This is a genomic window from Xanthomonas sp. NCPPB 3218, from assembly GCF_056725185.1.
The window spans coordinates 2824374-2843651 of record NZ_CM161516.1 but is presented as its reverse complement, the minus strand read 5'-3'; the positions used below and the strand labels follow the sequence as shown (position 1 = coordinate 2843651).

Below are 19278 nucleotides of genomic sequence, written 5' to 3'. Positions count from 1 at the left end.
CTTGTCGACAGCGTATCGACCGCAGGGCTCAACTCAAGGAAATCCGGATTGCGGCAGCCGCAGCCAGCGGTGCCAGCACCACGCCGATCACCAATCCGGCGCCCAGCAACAACAACGCACCCACCGCATCCTGTCCTTGTCCGCTGGCCGCGACACTGCCGGCACCGAACACCAGCACCGGCACGTACAACGGCAACGCCAGCAACGCCACGAGAATACCAGAGCGTTTCATCGTCACCGTCAGCGCCGCGACCACGGCACCAAGCAGACTCAGAAGCGGTGTGCCCAGCGCCAACGATGCCAGCAGCACCGGTAGTTGGTCATGTGGCAGGTGCAGCAATTCGCCCAGCAGCGGCGTCACCGCGATCAACGGCAGCGCGCTGGTCGCCCAGTGCAGCAGCACGCGCACCGCGATCAGCCACGCCAGCGGCACCGGCGCCAGCAGCCATTGCTCCATCGAGCCGTCTTCCACGTCGCTGCGGAACAGCGCATCCAGCGACAGCAGGCCGGCCAGCAGCACCGACAGCCACAGCACCGCCGGTGCGGCCTGCGCCAGCAGGTCCGGGCGACCGCCCAGGCCCAGCGCGAACAACGCCACGATCAGCAGGGCGAACAGCGCCGGCTGCAAGGCATCGCTGCGACGGCGCCACAGCAGCTGCAGGTCGCGGCTGAGCAGCGCGCGCGCGGCCTGCCACAGCGAGGGTTGTGGCGAATGCAGGCTCATGCCGCCGCCTCCAGCGTGAGCATGCGCGTGCGCACCGGCGGCGCCGCATAGGCGCCGTGGGTGGTGACCAGCGCCGCGCCACCGCCTCGCAGGTGCGCGGAGATCATCCTGTTGACCAGGGTGATGCCGTCCAGGTCCAGGTTGGCGTAGGGCTCGTCCAGCAGCCACAGCGGGGCCGGCGACAACCACAGCCGCGCCAGCGCCAGGCGCTTGCGCTGGCCGGCCGACAGCTGCCGCACCAACGCATCCTCGTAGCCGGCCAGGCCGACGATGGCCAGCGCACTGCCGGGCATCTGTTTGGCGCGGCGGCCATGCAGGCCGCACAGGAAGTGCAGGTTCTCCAGCGTGCTGAGATCGGCCTTCAGCCCCGGCAAATGGCCCAGATAGGCCATGAAGCGGCTGCGGTCGCCGCGCCGCGCGGTCTTGCCGTCGATCTCGATCTGCCCGCGCTCCACATGCAGCAGTCCGGCCAGTACCCGCAGTAGCGTGGTCTTGCCGGCGCCGTTGTCGCCTTGCACCAGCAGCGCCTCGCCGGCATCGACATGGAAATCCAGCGGGCCGAACACCGGCTCCTCGTTGCGGCTGAAAGCCAGCGCGCGCGCCGCCAGCAGCGGTGGCGCAGTGTGCAGCGGTTCGATCATCGGCGCAGCGGGCTCCCGTCGCAGGACGGCATGGGGTGGGCGAGGCAGGGCGCGCATTGTAGCGACGATGGCGCGCTGCCGGGGGCGCGTTCGGCGGCGTGATGTGTCCGGGAACGCTGTTTTGCATCGCCCGGGCGCAACCGCCTGGCGGCTTTGCGTACACTCGCGGTCCCCCCGTTTGTTGCCCGGACAGGCCCGATGCCCCTCACGACCAAGCTGCCCAAGGTGGGCACCACCATCTTCACCGTCATGTCGCAGCTGGCGGCCGAACACGGCGCGGTGAATCTGGGCCAGGGTTTTCCCGATTTCGCGGTGCCGCAGCGGCTGGTCGATGAACTGGCCAAGGCCATGGCGGCCGGCCACAACCAGTACCCGCCGATGACCGGCGTTGCGGCCTTGCGCCAGGCCATCGCCGGCAAGGCGCAGCGCTGTTACGGCGCGCAGGTCGATGCCGACAGCGAGATCACCGTCACCAGCGGGGCCACCGAGGCGATCTTCAACGCCATCCACGCGGTGGTGCGCGCAGGCGAGGAGGTCATCGTGCTGGACCCAGCCTACGACTGCTACGAGCCGGCGATCGACCTGGCCGGCGCGCGCGCCGTGCACGTGTCGCTGGACCCGCAGACCTTCGCCATCGATTGGCCGGCGCTGCGCGCGGCGATCACGCCGAAGACGCGCCTGCTGATGATCAACTCGCCGCACAATCCCTCCGGCGCGATGCTGTCTGCCGATGACATGCAGCGCTTGACCGAGCTGCTGCGCGGCAGCGACATCTTCCTGCTCTCGGACGAGGTGTACGAACACATCGTGTTCGACGGCCGCCGCCACGAATCGGTGTTGCGCTGGCCGGAACTGCGCGAGCGCGCGTTCGTGATTTCCAGCTTCGGCAAGACCTATCACTGCACCGGCTGGAAGATCGGCTACGCCATCGCGCCGCCGGCACTGAGCGCCGAGTTCCGCAAGGTGCACCAGTACAACACCTTCACCAGCTTCGGCCCGGCCCAGCATGCATTCGCCGCGATGATTCGCGACGAACCCGAACACGACGAACACCTCGGCGCGTTCTACCAGGCCAAGCGCGACCGTTTCCGCGAACAGTTGCTGACCACGCGCCTGAAGCCGTTGCCGGTGCCCGGCGGCTACTTCCAGCTGGTCGACTATTCGGCGATCAGCGACCTGCCCGACACCGAGTTCGTGAAGTGGCTGACGGTGGAAAAGGGCGTGGCCGCGATTCCGCTGTCGCCGTTCTACGAGACCGCGCCGCAAGGGCAACGACTGGCGCGGCTGTGCTTCGCCAAGAACGATGCGACGCTGGATGCGGCGATCGCGCGGTTGCAGCAGCTCTGAAGAGCTGGGAATCGGGAATCGGGATTGGGGAATCGTAACGGCGGTTGGTCGTTTGTTGACGAGTTCGCAGAATGCCGATGACAGGAAGCCACCCGAAACCCGCCGTTCGAATCCCAAATCCCCACTCCCGAATCCCGAGCCTTTAATGCACGACCTGCGCATCTCCCTGATCCAAGGCGACACCCGCTGGCATGACCCGGCCGGCAATCGCGACTATTACGGTGCGTTGCTGGAGCCGTTGGCCGGGCAGACCGATCTGGTGATCCTGCCGGAGACCTTCACCAGCGGGTTCTCCAACGACGCCATCGACAAGGCCGAGGACATGCACGGGCCGACCGTGGCCTGGGTGCGTGCGCAGGCGGCGCGGTTGGGTGCGGCCGTCACCGGTAGCGTGCAATTGCGCACGCCCGAAGGCGTGTTCAACCGGCTGCTGTGGGCCACGCCGGACGGGGCGCTGCAGTATTACGACAAGCGCCATCTGTTCCGCTTCGGCAACGAGCACCTGCGCTACGCGGCCGGGCGCGATCGCCTGACGGTGGAGTGGAAGGGCTGGCGGATCAATCCGCAGGTCTGCTACGACCTGCGCTTTCCGGTGTTCTGCCGCAATCGCTTCGATGTCGAGCGGCCGGGCCAGCTGGATTTCGATCTGCAACTGTTCGTCGCCAACTGGCCGTCCGCGCGCGCCTATGCCTGGAAGACGTTGCTGCGCGCACGCGCGATCGAGAACCTGTGCTTTGTGGCAGCGGTCAACCGCGTCGGCGTCGACGGCAATCAGCTGCACTACGCCGGCGACAGCGCCGTGATCGATTTCCTCGGCCAGCCGCAGGTGGAAATCCGCGAGCAGCCACAGGTGGTCACCACCACCCTCAGCGCTGCCGCCCTGGCCGAACACCGCGCACGCTTCCCGGCGATGCTGGATGCGGATGGCTTTGTGATTCGGGATTAGGGATTAGGGATTAGGGATTGGTAAAAAGCAGGCAAGGCACCGCTCTTTGCTTGCCCGCCGTTGCGAATCCCCAATCCCGAATCCCCAATCCCGGCTACTCACCCAACTTGATCTCGTAGATCTTCGGCCACCGCTTGCCGGTGACGAACAGACGATCGTGCTCGGCGTCGTAGGCGATGCCGTTGAGTACATCGTTGCTTGGGTCGCTCAGGGTGTCGGCGTCCGGCAACAGCGCCTTCAAGTCGATCCAGGCGATGACCTTGCCGCTGGCCGGGTCGATGCGTGCGATGCGGGTGGTCAGCCAGACGTTCGCCAACAGCTCGCCGTTGACCCATTCCAGCTCGTTGAGATTGTCCAGCGCCCTGCCGCCGGCAGTGACCTTGATGCTGCCGACCTGCTGCAGCGTCTGCGGATCCAGCCGTCGAATGCGGGCAGTGCCATCGCTCATGTACAGGCTGCTGTCGTCGCGGGTCAGCGCCCAGCCCTCGCCGGAATAACTGAACTGCGTGCGCGGCGTCAGCGTGGCCAGGTCGTAGACAAACCCGCGCTGGTTGCGCCAGGTCAGCTGAATCAGGCGGTCGTGCCAGGCCACGATGCCTTCGCCGAAAAACGGCGCCGGTGTCGAGGCCTGCTGCAGGACGCGGCCGGTCTCCAGCTCGACCTTGCGCACGCTGGACTGGCCCAGTTCGCCGGTGCTCTCGTACAGGTAGCCGTCGAGATAGAACAGGCCTTCGGTAAAGGCGGCGGTGTCGTGCGGATACGTGCGCACGACGGTATAGCCCTGGGTCGGGATGGTCTCGCTGCAGTGGGCGAGGGTGGGCAGCAGCAGGGCGGCGAAGAGCAGGCTGTAGGCGGTGCGTGGCATACCGCAATCATCCCATGCCGCCATCGCAGACTGTGGCGGCGCAGGCCGCCGGCCGGCGAAATAATGATTCGCTGAACGGTCGCATGCGTGGTGCCGGCATGTTGTCGCGGCTGCCACATCGGCGCTGCTAGGCTCGGCGCCACGTTCACCAACCGGAATGCCCGCATGATCAAGTCCCTTTCCCTCTTCGCGCTGCTGGGCGCCGCAACGCTTGCACCGCAGGCGCAGGCCGCCGGCAACATCGACTGCCAGCTGTCGTTCAACCTGTCGGGCTGGTCGGTGTTCTACAAGACCGCCAGCGGCACCGGCACCATCAAGTGCGACAACGGCGCGGTGATCCCGGTCAAGATCTCCAGCAAGGGCGGCGGCCTGACCGTCGGCAAGTCCAAGATCGTCGGCGGCCGCGGCACCTTCTCCGGCGCCTACAGCCTCAATGATCTGTTCGGCACCTACGCGGCGGCCGAAGCGCATGCCGGCGTGGTCAAGTCCAGCACGGCACAGGTGGTCACCAAGGGCGACATTTCGCTGGCCCTGGCCGGCACGGGCGAGGGCGTCGATCTGGGCGTGGCGGTGGGCAACTTCGTCATCGAGCGTCGCAAGTAAGACGCTGTGCATGCAGCGCAGGCGTCGCCAATGGTCGACGCCTGCGTGAACGCGCAGCGCCCCCAGACAGTGGGCTCTGCGCTGTTGCTGTACGAACTCGGTGTCGCTGCTGTTTCCAGCAACTGCGACGCCGGGCGCGAACGGAAACACCAATAAAAAACGGCCCTTTGCAGGGCCGTTTTTTATTGCGCGTGCCGCAGCTTAGCGACCGCGATTACCGCCGCCTGGCGGACGACGATTGCCGCCACCCGGCGGGCGACCACCCGGTCCACGCGGCGCGCCGCCCGGACCACCCGGACCGCGATTGCCGCCCGGACCACGGTTGCCACCGGGGCCACCCGCGCGTGCGCCGGTCGGGCGACCGGCCGCCGGACGTGCCGCGCCATACGGGCTGAAACCCGGGTTGGCGTGATCGGACGGAAAGCTCGGCGCATTGCCCGGATGACCGTACGGGTGCTTGCGCTGACCCTGGCCCTGCGACTGGCCCTGTCCGCCACCGGCGCCGCCACGTGCCGCGCCGCCCGCGCCAGGGCGTGCATTGCCCGCGCCGCCACCTGGGCGTGCACCGCCCGGACCCTTCTTCGCGTACGGGCGCGCCTGGCCGGTGCCAGGGCCACCGGGGCCGGCATTGCGGTGGCCGCTCGGGCCGGTGCTCACGCCATCGGGCACGTACCAGCTGCGGAACGCGGCCGGGTTGCCGTCCGGAAGGCCGCGGTCGCCCTTGGCGGGGGCGCGTTGCTTGAATGGGCGCTGCTGCGACTGCTTGGCCGCCGCTTCGCCGCTGACGGTGAGGCCGCCGCGGAAACCGCCCGGCTTGCCACGGCCACGGCCGCCGCGATCTTCGCGCGGGTTGTCGAAGCGGCGCAGTTCGCGTCCTTCGTCGGCGCCTGAGGTCTGGCCGTTGACGTAGGCATTGCTGCGGCCATCGCGCGAGACGTGCACGGTGGACTTGGCGGCGCGGCGCTGGCCGATCACCGGCTGCAGCGTCAGCGCCGACGGCGCGCCTTCTTCCAGCTTGAGTTCGGCACGCAGGCTGTCGACCTTGTCCTGCGCCACTTCGATGGACTGCCCACGCAGCAGTTCGCGCGGCAGCGAGATCTTGCCGTAGCGGCTGCGCTTGAGGCGACTGACCTGGCAGCCCTGCGACTCCCACAGGCGACGCACTTCGCGGTTGCGGCCTTCCTTGACCACCACGCGGAACCAGTCGTGCGAGTCGGTGCCGCCGATGCGTTCGATCTCGTCGAACTTGGCGCCGCCGTCTTCCAGCAGCACGCCGCGCGACAGGCGCTCGATGATGGCGTCGGAAACCTTGTCCTCGCCTTCCGGGGCGCGTACGCGCACCACGTATTCGCGCTCGACCTCGTAGGAGGGATGCATCATCGCGTTGGCCAGCTCACCGTCGGTGGTCAGCAGCAGCAGGCCGGTGGTGTTGATGTCCAGGCGGCCGATGGCGATCCAGCGCGAGCCCTTCAATGCCGGCAGCGACTCGAACACGGTCGGGCGGCCTTCGGGGTCTTCGCGGGTGGTCACTTCGCCTTCGGGCTTGTTGTAGATCAGCACGCGCGAGGGCTCGGTCAGCGCGCTGGCCACGAAACTGCGGCCATCCAGCTCGATCTTGTCGCCGCTGCGCACCGACATGCCGGTCTGCGCGACGGCGCCATTGACCTTGATCAGGCCATCGGCAATGCGCTGTTCCAGCGCGCGGCGCGACCCCAGTCCGGCTTGGGCCAGCACCTTGTGCAGGCGCTCTTCCAGCTTGGGCGCTTCGGGCGCGCTGTCGCGCTTGAGGGAAAGCTTGTTCAACGACAGCTTGCGGGGGGTGTCACTCATGTGTCTGGCTCCGGCCGACGCGTTCTGGGTCGGCCTCTGGGTCGGAATCGGCTTCGTCAACAGCCACGGTCGTCGTCGCGACGGCGTTGTCTTCGTCTTCGTTCACTGCGTCCGCGCGCGTTCCCGGCGCGGTGTCGGGGTCGCCCTCACGGGCGTCATCTGGGTTCAACGGTTTTGGGTCCTGCGCCGAGGCATGCTCGGGGTGTTGCGGTGTGTCGTTACTGGATTCATCGGCGCTGGCGTGGTCATCGACCGCGTCGGCGTGGTGTTCGTGTACGTCGTCGACTGCAGTGCCTGGGCTGGCGATCTGGTCGCTGTCGTCTACATCACTATCGGCATCGCCATCGGCATCAACGGCCATCTCGGTATCGGCATCGCCATCGGCGTGCGTTGCGTCGTCGCTGTCGCTGGTTGCATCGGTGGTGCTGTCCGATGCCGGCAGCACCTCCTCGGCATCGCGGTGTTCTGGCGCGGCGTCGCCCGGGTCGGCATCCACGTCAGCACCTGCATCCGACGCCGCGTCAGTCCGGGCGGCAATCGCCGCATCGGCGCCGGCGCCATCTGCATCCGCCCTATCCGGGTGTGGATCCGTATCCAGACCCGCTTCAGCATGCTCCGCACCCATCGCCGCCGACGCCGGCACCGCGCCATCCAGTTGGCCGTCGCGGTCCAGCGGCAGCTGCGGTTCCAGCTCGGCAATGTCCTTCAACTCAGACAATGGCGGCAGTTCGTCCAATCGCTTGAGCCCGAAGTAATCCAGAAAGCCCTTGGTGGTGCCGAACAGGGCCGGCTTGCCGGGCACATCGCGGTGGCCCACCACGCGGATCCACTCGCGTTCTTCCAGCGCCTGGATGATGTTGCTGCTGACCGCCACGCCGCGCACCTGCTCGATCTCGCCGCGGGTGATCGGCTGCCGGTAGGCGATCAGCGCCAGGGTTTCCAGCGTGGCGCGGGTGTACTTGGTGCGGCGCTCGGTCCACAGCCGGGCGACCCAGCCATGCACGTCCGCCTTGACCTGGAAGCGGAACCCGGAGGCCACCTCGACCAGCTCCACGCCGCGCTCGGCGCAGCCGTCGCGCAGCAGTTCCAGCGCGCGCTCGACGCTGCCAGGGGGCGCCGGTTCTTCTTCCGGAAACACCCCCTGCAGCTGCGCCAGCGTCAGCGGCTGGCTGCTCGCCAGCAGGGCGGCTTCGATAATGCGGGTGATCAACGCTTGATCCATTCGGTGATCGGCTTCAGAGGGGTTCGTTGGCGGCATCGCTGTCGTCGAATTCGCTGGAGAATTGCAGCGGCGCATTGGTATTGCCCAAGGCCAGCGACTTCACGTAGATCGGCGCCAGCGGCGCCTCCTGCACGATGTCCAGCAATTGCTCCTTGGCCAGTTCGAGCAGCGCCAGGAAGGTGACCAGCACGCCGAGCTTGCCTTCTTCGGCAGTGAACAGCGATTCGAAACGGTAGAACCTGCCATCGTCCAGGCGGCTCAGCACATCGCCCATGCGCTGGCGCACGCTCAGCGCCTCGCGCTTGATCGCATGGCCGGTGAACAGTTCGGCGCGTTTGAGCACGTCGTACAGCGCCATCAGCATTTCTTTCAGTTCCACCGGCGGCGGCAGCTTGACCGCGGCGCGCTCCGGCAGATGCGCCTGCACCGGCGCGCTGTCGCGGCCCATGCGCGGCAGGGTGTCCAGATCCTCGGCAGCCTGCTTGAAGCGTTCGTATTCCTGCAGCCGGCGCACCAGCTCGGCGCGCGGATCGTTTTCTTCGCCTTCCTCGCTGGGCGGGCGCGGCAACAGCATGCGCGACTTGATCTCGGCCAGGATCGCGGCCATCACCAGATATTCCGCCGCCAGTTCGAAGCGCAGCTCCTGCATTACGTTGATGTAATCCACGTACTGCCGGGTGATCTCGGCGACGGGGATATCCAGGATGTCCAGATTCTGCCGGCGGATCAGATACAGCAGCAGGTCCAGCGGACCTTCGAAGGCATCCAGGATGACTTCCAGCGCGTCCGGCGGAATATACAGATCCTGCGGGATCTGCAGCACCGCTTGCCCATGCACCACCGCCAGCCGCATTTCCTGCTGCTGTGGCGGCGCGCTCGTGGCTGGCGGATTCGCGTCGTGCGCGAGTTCGGAATTCATCAGGTCGACATCGGGTCTTACGGTCGCCGGCCACGGTCGGAGCCGCGCCTGCAGGGCTTTGCCTTGAGTTATTGCGATCAATGTCGTGCCCGTGCCGGCACGATCCTACAAATCCACATACAACGTGCGCCGCGTGGCATGCGGCGACGGAACAGCGAGGAGGTCGTCTACGCGGGTCGGCGGTGGGCAGCGAATCGGTCGTCGAGGAGGCGTGGGGCCTGGGCCGACGGGCCGCTGCGTCCGATTGCGTGTGCAGTGGTGGCAAGGGTAATGCGTGCGCGGGGGCGGTGTCCAGCGCCGAGGCGGCTAGAATCCCGGGGCTGTTCTTCACGTCTTGGGCGAGGTGGCCTATGTGGTACGTAATCGAGGGGTATGACCGGGCCGACGCACTGGCGGCCCGGCAGCAGGCGCGACCGGCGCATCTGGCCCGTTTGCAGACGCTGGCGGCGGCAGGGCGCCTGCTGGTGGCCGGGCCATGTCCGGCGATCGATGCCGAGGATCCGGGCCCGGCCGGTTTCAGTGGCAGCGTGGTCATCGCCGAATTCGACGCGCTGGATGACGCCCGCGCCTGGGCCGATGCCGATCCGTATGTCGAGGCGGGCGTCTACGTGCGCACCGAGGTGCGTCCGTTCCGCCGGGTGCTGCCATGAGCCGGGTCGAGCGGATCCGCACCGCGCTGCAGGCGGCGCTGGCGCCGACCGAGCTGGAGGTGGTGGACGACAGCCATCGCCATGCCGGGCATGCCGGCGCGCGCGACGGGCGTGGGCATTTCAATGTGCGCGTGGTCAGCGCCGCCTTCGCCGGCAAGCCGCCGCTGGCGCGGCACCGCGCGGTCTATGCCGCGGTGGGCGAGATGATGCAGACCGATATCCACGCGCTGTCGATCGAGGCGATCGCGCCCGGCGAGGCGGGCTAACAGGCCAATCAAGCCGCCGTCGTAGGAGCGCACCCGGGCGCGACTGCCTTATCCCATAGCCACCGTCGCGCCCGGGTGCGCTCCTACGCGGGGGACCGTTCCCTCCGGAGCGCCAAACCGCCCAACCGTGATCGCCGTCGACCTTCATCCGTGGACACATGGGCGATATTTGTTGCGTCGCAACACATGGCTTCACGTATTCATCACTTGCAGATGCTTGATCTGTAAGCGTTTTCACGGGCGTGAAGACAGGGGTTTACGCCTTCGTATGAAAACGCTTACAGTCCGCGCCAGTTTTGGGAACTCGGTCGCGGAGGGCGACACGAATGGCCAAGGGTGCGGTCACCATCAAAGATGTCGCCAGGGAAGCACAGGTCTCCGTTGCAACGGTGTCGCGTGCGCTTAATGGGCATGACAACGTCGCCGGGCCGGTGCGCCAGCTGGTGCAGGACGTGGCCGCGCGGCTGCGCTACAGCCCGCATGCGGCAGCCCGCAGCCTCAGCAGCCGACGCACCCAGACCCTGGGCGTGGTGCTGCCCGATCTGTATGGCGAATTCTTTTCCGAGCTGATCCGCGGTATCGATGGTGCGGCGCGTGCCGCCGGCCAGCATCTGCTGGTGTCCAGTTACCACGGCGACCCGGAAGCGCAGGGCAGGGCATTGCAGTCCATGCGCGGGCGCGTGGATGGTCTGCTGGTGCTGTCGCCGTATGCCGAGCAGCCCGGGTTCCTCACCGACAACCTGCCGCAGGCGCTGCCCACGGTATTGATCAACGCGCATCTCCCCGGCGACGCCTATCCGGTGCTGAGCATCGACGACCATGCCGGCGCGATGGCGATGACCGAACATCTGTTGTCGGCCGGACATCGGCGCATCGCCTTCATCGGCGGGCCAGCGCTGAATTTCGATGCGCGCGAACGCCTGCGTGGCTTCCGCGATGCGATCGCCGCCCACGGCGATACCGCGCAGGGCATCGAATTCACCGGCGACTTCGACGAGGCCTCAGGCCACCGCGCCGGCCAGGCGATGCTGGCCGGCGGCACGCTGCCCGATGCAGTCTTCGCCGCCAACGACATGACCGCGCTGGGCTGCCTGTACGCATTTGTCCAGGCCGATGTCTCGGTGCCCGGCGATGTGGCACTGGCCGGTTTCGACGATATTCCGCTGGCCCGTTTCGTCCATCCGGCGCTGACCACGATGCGGGTCAGCATCGCGCGCCTGGGCGAGCAGGCGATGTCCCGGCTGATGCGGCTGGTGGACCAGCCCGGCCGCGACGACGGCATCCGCCAATTGCTCACGCCCGAGCTGGTGATCCGCGCCTCCTGCGGCGCCGGCGAGCCCGGCCCCTGAGGTTTCCTGCCCGCTGACCCTTTTCGCGGACGTTCTGTCCGCTCCCGCTGCCCCCCGCAGCGGTCGTTCCTGCAAGTCGCAACGCCACAACAACAATCTGTACCGATCCCTGGAGGGACCAATGCGCCACCACTACCCCCATTCCGCCAGTCCGGCGCGCAAGCTGCTCAGCTGCGCCCTGGCCAGTTGCCTGTTGCTTGGTGCCGCACCGGCCTTTGCGCAGAGTGCTGCGGCGACCATCCGCGGCCAGGTCACCGTCGACTCGGCGCCTGCCAGCCAGGCCCAGGTCACCGCGACCAATCTCGCCACCGGCCTGACCCGCACCGTGCAGGTCAGCAACGGCGGCTACTCGCTCGGCGGCCTGCCGCCGGGTTCGTACCGCCTGGACGTCACCGCCAACGGCCAGACCACCTCGCAGAACGTCACCGTGCAGGTCGGCCAGACCGCGACCCTGAACCTGGGCGTCGGCGGCGAACCGGCCACGGCTGACGGTGGTAACGCCACCACGCTGGACGCGGTGCAGGTCAAGGCCCCGCCGGTACTGGTGGAAACCCGTACCTCCGAGAACGCCACCTATATCTCCAACGTGCAGATCCAGAACCTGCCGCGTGCCACGCGCAACTTCCTGGAACTGGCCGACACCGTGCCGAACGTGCAGTTCACCCGCGAGGCCAACGGCACCACCAAGGTGCGCTCGGGGGCTACCTCGGCCGAAGGCACCAACGTCTACATCGATGGCGTGAGCCAGAAGAACTACGTGCTGACCGGCGGCGTCAGCGGCCAGGATTCCAGCCGCGGCAACCCGTTCCCGCAGTCGGCGATCGGCGAGTACAAGGTCATCACCTCCAACTACAAGGCCGAGTTCGACCAGGTCAGCGGCGCGGCCATCGTGGCCTCGTCCAAGTCCGGTACCAACGATTTCCACGGCAGCTTCTTCTGGGATACCAGCAACGACAGCTGGCGCGAAGAAAGCCCGCTGGAAAAGCGCGCCGGCGTGCGTGACGACTTCGAGGAAACCCAGTACGGCGCCACCTTCAGCGGCCCGATCCTCAAGGACAAGGCGCACTTCTTCGTCGCCTATGAAGCCAAGGAATACACCACCCCGAACGTGGTGATCCCCGGTTCGATCTATTCGGACCGCGTCGATCAGCTGCCTACGCAGTTGCAGCCGCTGGTCGCCACCTACAGCACGCCGTTCAAGGAAGACCTGTACTTCGCCAAGATCGACTGGACCATCGGCGACAACAGCCTGTTCGAGCTAAGCGGCAAGTACCGCAAGGAAGACGAGCTCAACGACGTCGGCGGCACCTCGACCCTCGAGCACGGCAGCATCAACGGCCAGGAAGAAAAGCGCGCCAACCTGCGCTGGCAGTACAGCGGCGCCAACTTCCTCAACGAAGCCAACCTCAGCTACGAGAGCGCGTTCTGGAACCAGGCGCCGATCAACAACGGCAACGGCTACATCCTCAGCTACACGCCCAACCGCGGTAACGAGACCGACGTGCTTGCCGCAGGCGCCGGCAGCAGCTTCCAGCGCAAGGGTCAGAAGGGCTGGACCTTCCAGGACGATTTGACCCTGAACAGCCTGGAATGGCACGGCGCGCACACCGTCAAGATGGGCGTGAAGTTCAAGAGCATCGATCTGGATTCCACCCAGTTCAATCCGGCCAACCCGCAGTACTACTACAACATCCTCAGCGATGTCGAAACGCCGTACCGGGTGCGCTTCGGTGCGCCGCTGGTCGAAGGTGGCGGTTCGGTGGTGTCCGAGAACAAGCAGTACGGCATCTACCTGCAGGACGACTGGGAGGTCAACGAGCACTGGACCCTGAACCTGGGCGTGCGCTACGACTACGAAGAAACCCCGGCGTTCCTGGACTTCGTGACCCCGTCCGATGTCGCCGGTGCGCTGCAGAACTGGACCAACCTGCGCAACGCCAATTACGACATCAACAACTTCATCAGCACCGGCAACAACCGCAAGGCATTCAAGAACGCCTGGCAGCCCCGCCTGGGTGCCTCCTATGACCTGTTCGGCGATCAGGCGCATGTGATCTATGGCGGTGCCGGCCGTGCCTACGACCGCAACATCTTCGATTACTTGGCGCTCGAGCAGCTCAACAACTCGTTCAACTCCTACAGCTACTACTTCACCAGCGCCAATAACCCGGCCTGCCTGGGCGACCCGTGTACCGCATGGAATCCGGCCTACAACACCCAGGAGGGCCTGAACACGCTGACAGCTAGCAGCAGTGGCGGCGGCGGTCGCGAGGTCTACCTGATCGACAACAACATCAAGACCCCGTACTCCGATCAATTCAGCATCGGCATGCGCAACATGGTGCCGCTGTGGGGCCAGGACTGGTTCACCGACGTGACCCTGAGCCGCATCGAAAGCCATGACGGTTTCGCGTTCGTGCGCGGCAACCGTCTGCCGGACGGGTCGTTCTTCCAGCCGGGCACCACCTCCGGCTCGCCGACCGACGGCCCGGATGGCTACAGCGCCATCGTGCTGGGGACCAACGGCGTGGAAACCCGCAACAACCAGCTCGCCCTGCAGGTCGAAAAGCCGTTCGACGAGGAGTCGGGCTGGGGCCTGACGGTGGCCTACACCTATTCCGATGCCAAGGAGAACCGCCAGTTCGGCGAGCATTACGCCCTGGATCGCGAACGCATCGAGGACTACGGCTGGCGCGAGGCCGGCGGCATTCCGAAGAATCGCCTGGTGGTCACCGGCATCTACGAGCTGCCGTACGAGATCAAGCTGTCCGGCAAGCTGTCGCTGGCCAGCCAGACCGCGCGTTACGGGCAGAACTGCCTGGCCGGCAACGACCAGTGCTACATCGTGCAGTTCAAGCCGGACGGCACGCTGGGCTACAAGGAGTTCAGCATCGCCGCCAATAAAGAGTGGGATACCGGCGCAGGTGTCAAATTCAACGTGCGTGCGGATATCCTCAACGTGTTCAATTGGGTGAACTACGCCAACTTTAACGGCGAGACCGGGACACTCGGAGACTTGAACACGGCTTACGGCACCCCGACCGGTGTGCTGGCGTCGCCGATGCGTACCTTCCGTCTGGCCTTCGGCCTGAACTGGTGAGGTACTCGACCGTCCCGGCAGTTGCCGGGGCGGTCGAACTCGGCGCTTGGATAGGGTAGGTTGGCGTGCGAGATGTAATCGATTACACACGTGGGGGGCGGATGAACAGGGGCAGGACTTCGTATTGGTTGACGATTCCACTATTGCTGGGTGCGCTGGTGCTGGCGTCCTGCAAGCAGGCCGAGGAGCCCAAAGTGGCCGAAAAGAAGGCACCGGTGAAAGTCATCCTGGTGGAAGCGCAGCTGCCACCCAAGCCGGTCAAACCCGCGCTGCCACCGCTGTTCTCGGACATCGAGCGCCGCACCTTCCAGTTTTTCTGGGACACCACCAACGAACTCAATGGGCTGTCGCCGGACCGGTTTCCGTCACGTCCGTTCGCCAGCATCGCCTCGGTGGGGTTCGCGCTGACCGCGTACCCGATCGGCATCGAGAACGGCTGGGTCAGTCGCAATCAGGCGATCGACCGCACCCTGACCACACTCAAATTCTTCCGCGATGCGCCAATGGGGCCGCAGCGGACCGGTAGGGCCGGGTATAAGGGCTTCTACTACCACTTTCTGGACATGCAGCAGGGCAACCGTTACGACAGCTGGGTCGAGCTGTCGAGCGTGGATACCGCGCTGCTGATGATGGGCGTGTTGTTCACCCAGTCGTATTACGACGGCGACGACCCGCGCGAAAAGGAGATCCGGCAGATCGCCGATGCGCTGTACAAGCGCGTGGACTGGCGCTGGCTGCAGCAGCGCGCGCCGCTGATCTCGATGGGCTGGTTCCCCGAGAGCGGCTTCATCGACCACGACTGGATGGGCTACAACGAGGCGATGATGCTGTACATCCTCGCGCTCGGCTCGCCGACCCACGGCGTGGACGTGGATGCCTGGACCAGCTGGACCCGCACCTACAACAACGACTGGGGCGTCTACCAGGGCCAGGAATACCTGTCCTTCGGTCCGCTGTTCGGTCACCAGTACAGCCATGTCTGGATCGATTTCCGCGATATCCAGGACCAGTACATGCGCGAACGCGGCATCGACTATTTCCTCAACAGCCGCCGCGCCACCCTGGCCCAGCGCGACTACGCCATCGACAACCCGATGAAGTGGAAGGACTACGGCGAGAACGTCTGGGGCCTGACCGCGGGCGACGGCCCGCAGAACACCAGCCAGGAATACCGTGGCGAGCAGCGCCAGTTCCGTCACTACTCCTCGCGCGGCGCCGGCCTGCGCGAGAACTTCGACGACGGCACCATCGTGCCGTCGGCGGCGATCTCCTCGATCGTGTTCGCCCCGGAAGTGGTGATCCCGGCCACCGAGGAAATGCACAAGCGCTACGGCGACTTCCTGTATTCCAGCTACGGCTTTCTGGACTCGTTCAATCCCAGCTTCAACTACGACATCCCGCTCAAGACCGGGCGCATGGTGCCGGACCGTGGCTGGGTGGCCAGCGACTACATCGCCATCGACCAGGGCCCGATCCTGGCGATGATCGCCAACTACCAGAACGAATTCGTCTGGACCGTGATGAAGAAGAATCCCTACATCCGGGCCGGTCTGGAACGCGCCGGCTTCACCGGCGGCTGGCTCACCCCCGAAGGCGAGCCGCAGCCGGCGCCGCAGAAGGACGAGCAGAAGGCCGCCGCCCGCGCGCTGGGCATGGCCGAGTCGCGTGCCGCCGCCGCCCAGGCCCAGCAAGACCCCTCGCAACGCCAAAAACCCGAGTAATCCGTGCGCCTTTTGAAACTGTTGATGATCTCCGCCGCACTGTGTCTGGGTGTGGCGGGATGCGAACGCTCCGACCCCGGCAAGACCACCGTGCGCTTCTGGGCCATGGGCAAGGAGGCCGAAGTGGTCGCCGAGCTGGTGACCGACTTCGAGAAGCAGAACCCCAACATCCACGTGGATGTGCAGAACATCCCGATGACGGCGGCGCACGAAAAACTGCTGACCGCCTTTGCCGCCGATGGCTTGCCGGACGTGTGCCAGCTCGGCAACACCTGGCTGCCGGAGTTCGCCCTGCTGGACACGCTGGAACCGATGCAGCCGTATGTGGCGCGTTCCAGGATCGTCGACCCGCAGGATTATTTCCCCGGCGTGTGGGACACCAATCTGGTCGACGGCACCCTGTATGGCGTGCCGTGGTATGTGGACACCCGGCTGCTGTTCTATCGCAAGGACCTGCTGCGCGAGGCCGGCTATAGCGAGATGCCCAAGACCTGGGCCGAGATGGAACAGGTGATGGCGGCGATCAAGCGCAAGGTCGGCCCGGACCGCTACGCCATCCTGATGCCGCTCAACGAGTTCGAGCAGCAGCTGTCGTTCGCGCTGCAGCAGGACGACCGCCTGCTGCGCGACCATGACAACTACGGCAACTTCCGCGGCGAGGGCTTCCGCAAGGCGCTGGGCTTCTACGACACCATGTATCAGAAGGGCTGGGCGCCGAAGGTCTCCGAGACCCAGGTCTCCAACGTCTGGTACGAGTTCTTCAACGGCTATTACGCGTTCTATCTGTCCGGCCCGTGGAACGTGCGCGAGTTCAAGCTGCGCCAGCCGCCGGGCATGGAAGGCAAGTGGGGCACTGCGCCGCTGCCGGGGCCCAACGGCCTGGGCGCGGGCATTGCCGGCGGTTCCAGCCTGGTGATCTTCAAGTCGTCGCAGCACAAGGACGCCAGCTGGAAGCTGATCGAATACCTGTCGCAGCCGCAGGTGCAGGCGCGCTTCCACGCCATCATCGGCGACCTGCCGCCGCGTCGCAGCACCTGGAAGTTGCCCTCGCTGGCCAACGACGAACTGGCGCATGCCTTCGGCGACCAGCTGGAGCGGGTCAAGGCCACGCCCAAGGTGCTGGAGTGGGAGCGCATCGTGCAGGAAATGCGCCTGGTGACCGAGCGCGTGGTGCGTGGCGGCCAATCACATGAGGCCGCCGTGCAGGAACTGGATAAGCGCGTGGACGAGATTCTGGCCAAGCGCCGCTGGATCTTCGAACAGGAGGGCGGACATGTCGGTCCGGCGGGTGAAACGGCAACGCCTGCGGCGACACCTGCCGCAGCGCCAGCACCGGCAGCGGGCGAGGGAGCGGCACGATGATGAAGCGTAATTCCGTCGCCGGCTGGGTGTTCGCCGCGCCGTCGATCCTGGTGCTGGGCATGTTCTTCGGCGTGCCGGTGTTCGCCGCGCTGGTGCTCAGCGTCACCGACTTCGATCTGTACGCGCTGGCCGACAGCGGCCATCTGCGCTTCGTCGGCCTGGGCAACTACATCGACCTGCTGCAGACGCCGCTGTTCTGGAAGTCGTTGTGGAACACCACGTATTTCGTGCTGCTGGGCGTGCCGATGTCGATCGGCGTGTCGCTGGGCGCGGCATTGCTGCTCAATGCCAAGGCCTCGCGCTTCAAGGCGTTGTTCCGTACCGCCTTGTTCGCCCCGGTGGTGACCACGCTGGTGGCGGTGGCGGTGATCTGGCGCTATCTGTTCCACATCAAGTACGGCCTGGTGAACTTCGGCCTGAGCCATCTGGGCATCGCCCCGATCGACTGGCTGGGCGACCCGCGCTGGGCGATGCCGACCATCATGCTGTTCGCGGTGTGGAAGAACTTCGGCTACAACATGGTGATCTTCCTGGCCGGGCTGCAGGCGATCCCGCAGGACCTGTATGAGGCCGCGCGCATCGATGGCGCCTCGCGCTGGAAGCAGTTCCTGCATATCACCCTGCCGATGCTCGGCCCGGTGCTGATGGTGGTCGGGGTGATCACCATCTCCGGCTATTTCCAGCTGTTCGCCGAGCCTTACGTGATGACCCGCGGCGACCCACTGCAAAGCACCGTGAGCGTGCTGTATTTCATGTTCGAGGAAGGCTTCAAGTGGTGGAACCTCGGCCGCGCGTCGGCGGTGGCGTTCCTGTTGTTCCTGATCATCCTGGCGGTGACCACCGTGATGCTGCGCTTTGGCCGCAAGAGGGATTTGATATGAGTCGTGATGTCGGCCAATCGCGCTGGAATGGCGTGCTGATCAACGGTGGCCTGCTGCTGCTGGCGCTGGTCAGCCTGGCGCCGCTGTTGTGGATGCTGTCGGTGTCGTTCATGCCCACCGGCGAGGCCAGCCGCTTCCCGCCGCCGATGCTGCCCTCGGCGTTCACCACCGCCAACTACCACGAGCTGTTCGCGCGTACCGGCATGGCGCGCAACTTCGCCAACAGCCTGATGGTGTCCGGGCTGATCACGCTCGGCTCGCTGCTGATCAACACCATGGCCGGCTATGCGTTCGCCAAGCTGCAGTTCGTCGGCCGCGAGCGCATCTTCAAGATCCTGATGGCGGCGCTGGTGATTCCGGCGCAGGTGGCGATGCTGCCGCTGTTCCTGTTGATGAAGCAGCTGCATCTGGTCAACAACATCGGCGGGGTGGTGGTGCCGGCGCTGGCGACGGTGTTCGGCATCTTCCTGGTGCGCCAGTACGCGCGCAGCATTCCCGATGAACTGATCGAGGCCGCGCGCATCGACGGCGCCAGCGAGATGCGGATCTTCTTCCAGATCGTGCTGCCGATGCTCAAGCCGGTGCTGGTCACCCTGACCATCTTCACCTTCATGGGCTCGTGGAACGATTTCATGTGGCCGCTGATCGTGCTGACCGACCAGGAGCAGTACACCTTGCCGGTGGCGCTGGCCGCACTGTCGCGCGAGCACATCATGGACGTGGAGCTGATGATGGCCGGCGCAGTGGTGACGGTGATTCCGGTGCTGCTATTGTTCGTCGCGCTGCAGCGCTACTACATCCAAGGTCTTCTGCTGGGGAGTGTGAAGGGGTGAAGCCAATGTTCCTGCGATT

At 66.0% G+C, this 19278-nt stretch carries 17 protein-coding genes; 11 read left to right on the top strand and 6 right to left on the bottom strand.

Annotation, left to right across the window (positions count from 1 at the left end; all coding sequences use genetic code 11):
• Positions 1 to 28 precede the first annotated feature (28 nt).
• Both ccmB and ccmA read right to left on the bottom strand, forming a co-directional pair.
• Entirely contained in the window at positions 29 to 724 is a 696-nt protein-coding gene (gene ccmB / locus AC1PLS_RS11685; protein ID WP_481103703.1) for a heme exporter protein CcmB, read from the bottom strand.
• A complete protein-coding gene (ccmA, locus tag AC1PLS_RS11680) occupies positions 721 to 1365 on the bottom strand; it encodes a heme ABC exporter ATP-binding protein CcmA (protein WP_039527017.1) in 645 nt (214 codons plus the stop codon). Before ccmA ends, ccmB begins: the two co-directional genes overlap by 4 nt.
• 198 nt (positions 1366 to 1563) lie before the next feature.
• On the opposite strand from ccmA, the gene AC1PLS_RS11675 reads away from it, so the two are divergent.
• Together AC1PLS_RS11675 and AC1PLS_RS11670 are read left to right on the top strand one after the other, a co-directional pair.
• Positions 1564 to 2712 (top strand): pyridoxal phosphate-dependent aminotransferase, encoded by a 1149-nt coding sequence (locus tag AC1PLS_RS11675; RefSeq protein ID WP_104574746.1) that lies wholly within the window; start codon positions 1564 to 1566, stop codon positions 2710 to 2712.
• Positions 2713 to 2857: 145 nt separating this feature from the next.
• On the top strand, positions 2858 to 3658 hold the full coding sequence (locus AC1PLS_RS11670) for an amidohydrolase (protein ID WP_481103702.1): 801 nt from the start codon (positions 2858 to 2860) through the stop codon (positions 3656 to 3658).
• Between the two features lie 94 nt (positions 3659 to 3752).
• On the opposite strand, the gene AC1PLS_RS11665 is transcribed toward AC1PLS_RS11670, so the two are convergent.
• Entirely contained in the window at positions 3753 to 4523 is a 771-nt protein-coding gene (locus tag AC1PLS_RS11665) for a glutaminyl-peptide cyclotransferase (RefSeq protein ID WP_481103701.1), read from the bottom strand.
• 165 nt (positions 4524 to 4688) lie between these two features.
• Here AC1PLS_RS11665 and AC1PLS_RS11660 point away from each other — a divergent pair, with 165 nt between their 5' ends.
• A complete protein-coding gene (locus AC1PLS_RS11660) occupies positions 4689 to 5126 on the top strand; it encodes a hypothetical protein (protein ID WP_016904973.1) in 438 nt (145 codons plus the stop codon).
• Between the two features lie 201 nt (positions 5127 to 5327).
• Here AC1PLS_RS11660 and AC1PLS_RS11655 read toward each other — a convergent pair whose 3' ends face one another.
• The 3 genes from AC1PLS_RS11655 to AC1PLS_RS11645 are packed head-to-tail and all read right to left on the bottom strand — an operon-like array spanning position 5328 to position 9097.
• The gene (locus tag AC1PLS_RS11655) at positions 5328 to 6956 is read right to left on the bottom strand and encodes a pseudouridine synthase (protein ID WP_481103700.1); all 1629 of its coding nucleotides are present in this window, start codon (positions 6954 to 6956) and stop codon (positions 5328 to 5330) included.
• The gene (scpB, locus tag AC1PLS_RS11650) at positions 6949 to 8214 is read right to left on the bottom strand and encodes an SMC-Scp complex subunit ScpB (RefSeq protein WP_481103699.1); all 1266 of its coding nucleotides are present in this window, start codon (positions 8212 to 8214) and stop codon (positions 6949 to 6951) included. Before scpB ends, AC1PLS_RS11655 begins: the two co-directional genes overlap by 8 nt.
• Entirely contained in the window at positions 8192 to 9097 is a 906-nt protein-coding gene (locus tag AC1PLS_RS11645) for a segregation and condensation protein A (RefSeq protein ID WP_024940608.1), read from the bottom strand. Before AC1PLS_RS11645 ends, scpB begins: the two co-directional genes overlap by 23 nt.
• A gap of 350 nt (positions 9098 to 9447) precedes the next feature.
• Between AC1PLS_RS11645 and AC1PLS_RS11640 the strand changes: the two genes are divergently transcribed.
• The 8 genes from AC1PLS_RS11640 to AC1PLS_RS11605 all read left to right on the top strand — a co-directional run bounded on the left by AC1PLS_RS11640 (position 9448) and on the right by AC1PLS_RS11605 (position 19259).
• Positions 9448 to 9747 carry a YciI family protein gene (locus AC1PLS_RS11640; protein ID WP_024940607.1) on the top strand — a complete coding sequence of 100 codons (300 nt, stop codon included), beginning with the start codon at positions 9448 to 9450 and terminating at the stop codon, positions 9745 to 9747.
• Positions 9744 to 10013, top strand: a complete 270-nt coding sequence (locus tag AC1PLS_RS11635) for a BolA family protein (RefSeq protein WP_016904540.1) — start codon at positions 9744 to 9746, stop codon at positions 10011 to 10013. Before AC1PLS_RS11640 ends, AC1PLS_RS11635 begins: the two co-directional genes overlap by 4 nt.
• Before the next feature lie 326 nt (positions 10014 to 10339).
• Positions 10340 to 11362 (top strand): LacI family DNA-binding transcriptional regulator, encoded by a 1023-nt coding sequence (locus AC1PLS_RS11630; protein WP_046342967.1) that lies wholly within the window; start codon positions 10340 to 10342, stop codon positions 11360 to 11362.
• A gap of 121 nt (positions 11363 to 11483) precedes the next feature.
• Positions 11484 to 14462: a TonB-dependent receptor gene (locus AC1PLS_RS11625; protein ID WP_102581593.1), complete on the top strand. Its 2979-nt coding sequence runs from the start codon at positions 11484 to 11486 to the stop codon at positions 14460 to 14462.
• 101 nt (positions 14463 to 14563) lie between these two features.
• Positions 14564 to 16183: a glucoamylase family protein gene (locus tag AC1PLS_RS11620; RefSeq protein ID WP_039527041.1), complete on the top strand. Its 1620-nt coding sequence runs from the start codon at positions 14564 to 14566 to the stop codon at positions 16181 to 16183.
• Positions 16184 to 16186: 3 nt separating this feature from the next.
• Positions 16187 to 17545, top strand: a complete 1359-nt coding sequence (locus AC1PLS_RS11615) for a sugar ABC transporter substrate-binding protein (protein WP_184431216.1) — start codon at positions 16187 to 16189, stop codon at positions 17543 to 17545.
• A complete protein-coding gene (locus tag AC1PLS_RS11610; protein ID WP_024940601.1) occupies positions 17542 to 18426 on the top strand; it encodes a carbohydrate ABC transporter permease in 885 nt (294 codons plus the stop codon). Before AC1PLS_RS11615 ends, AC1PLS_RS11610 begins: the two co-directional genes overlap by 4 nt.
• Positions 18423 to 19259 carry a carbohydrate ABC transporter permease gene (locus AC1PLS_RS11605; protein WP_016904891.1) on the top strand — a complete coding sequence of 279 codons (837 nt, stop codon included), beginning with the start codon at positions 18423 to 18425 and terminating at the stop codon, positions 19257 to 19259. Before AC1PLS_RS11610 ends, AC1PLS_RS11605 begins: the two co-directional genes overlap by 4 nt.
• The last annotated feature ends 19 nt before the right edge of the window (positions 19260 to 19278 follow it).